We start from the raw sequence: 1,356 nt of genomic DNA on the forward strand, positions 1-1,356 counted from the left end.
CATCGATTCATGCAACTGGTTTTCCTGCAACTTGCAACTCAGAACTTGCAACTATTTCGACGAAAGGAGAAATATCATGGAAGAAAGAATCGCAAAGACGATGGCTTTGCTTTTAGATGGAAGATGGAGCGAGGCGGTCAATCTTTATCACCTGATAATAGACGATCATACAAAGAAAGAGAGTTTTTCAGAGACTATTCAAAACGGAGAAAAGAGTCAATGCACTTCGAAGGCTGAGAAAAGTGTATCCGTAGCGAGCGAGTTCGAAAGATGGAGCACTTTGAACGAGCAAGAGCTGTGGGATCTCGGACATATCGCCTATCTCTTCGATGATACAGAGACTGCCGAATCTCTCATTGAAGAGCATTATTCCAGGAAACCGAATGACATAGAAGGAATGGTCTTTCTCGGAAAGATCTACAAGAAGCGCAAGAAGCCTTACAAATCTGAACTTATGTTCAGGGCTGCACTCTCAGAAGACAAAGACCACATGAAAGCTGCGGAAGAGCTTGTTTATCTTTACCTCGATACTGACAGGCCGCTCGATGCCCTCGCATGGGCTCAGAAGCTGCTGAGGCTTGATCCCCGGACTCCGAAAAGCTACTTTCTTGCAGGCAAGGCACTCGAGAACCTCGACAAACCAGAGCAAAGCCGAAGATACATCATAGCAGGTATGATCCTCGATCTCTCCAGCTCCAGAGGATCAAGCTTTCAGAACTTCTACGAAGACAAACTCGGCGAATCGATCACCATTGCTGATCTTGATGATGCCAGAGAGATTATTGAGGAATGGGTAGGCAAAAACCAGCACGCGGTTGACCGTTCTCCATTCTCCGAGTTAGAACACTTGAGTTTATCACTTAATCTTCTGAAAACAGCTAAACAAGCGAAAGTATTTTTAGAAACGAAGAATTTTGCCACTACAAACTCTGTATTCAGAGAGTGAGTTCTTCTTGAGGCGTTACCTTGTCGGGTTGTGTTATCTTCATTAATGAAAGAATCTTCGAAGCAAGGGGTAGTGATTTGGCTTTCATGTAGTAACTTTGCTCACCATGGCTGAACTTCATCACTTTGAGTGAGTTTATCGCTCGTTGTATCTCCTGGGTTGAAGTGTGTATTCCTTTCTTTCTCATTCTGAACTCAAGCTCTCTTTGCACCAAGAATGCAAGGAAACAAACAACGAAATGACCCTTTATCCTTCTTGGTGTCCAGTGGAACATCGGTCTCACTTCAAGATTGCTCTTCATTATCCTAAAGGATTCTTCTATCTTCCATAAATCATGATGCTTGGATAGGATCGTTCTTGGATCAACCTTCTTCTCACTTGTCTGGATAGCATAGTATCCGTCTAGCCTG

Annotated in this window: 1 protein-coding gene and 1 pseudogene; one reads left to right on the forward strand and one right to left on the reverse strand. The window is 43.7% G+C overall.

The annotated features are described in order from the left end of the window. Positions 1-946 (forward strand): M48 family metallopeptidase (locus RJ60_RS14450; protein ID WP_258006365.1); only part of this gene is annotated, 946 nt, incomplete at its 5' end. On the opposite strand, the pseudogene RJ60_RS15695 reads toward RJ60_RS14450, so the two are convergent. After that, positions 936-1,356, reverse strand: a pseudogene (locus RJ60_RS15695) (IS1634 family transposase); the annotation flags it as partial. The gene RJ60_RS14450 and the pseudogene RJ60_RS15695 sit on opposite strands and share 11 nt — an antisense overlap.

Source organism: Mesotoga sp. B105.6.4 (assembly GCF_002896535.1).
In the GTDB taxonomy this organism is placed as follows: domain Bacteria; phylum Thermotogota; class Thermotogae; order Petrotogales; family Kosmotogaceae; genus Mesotoga.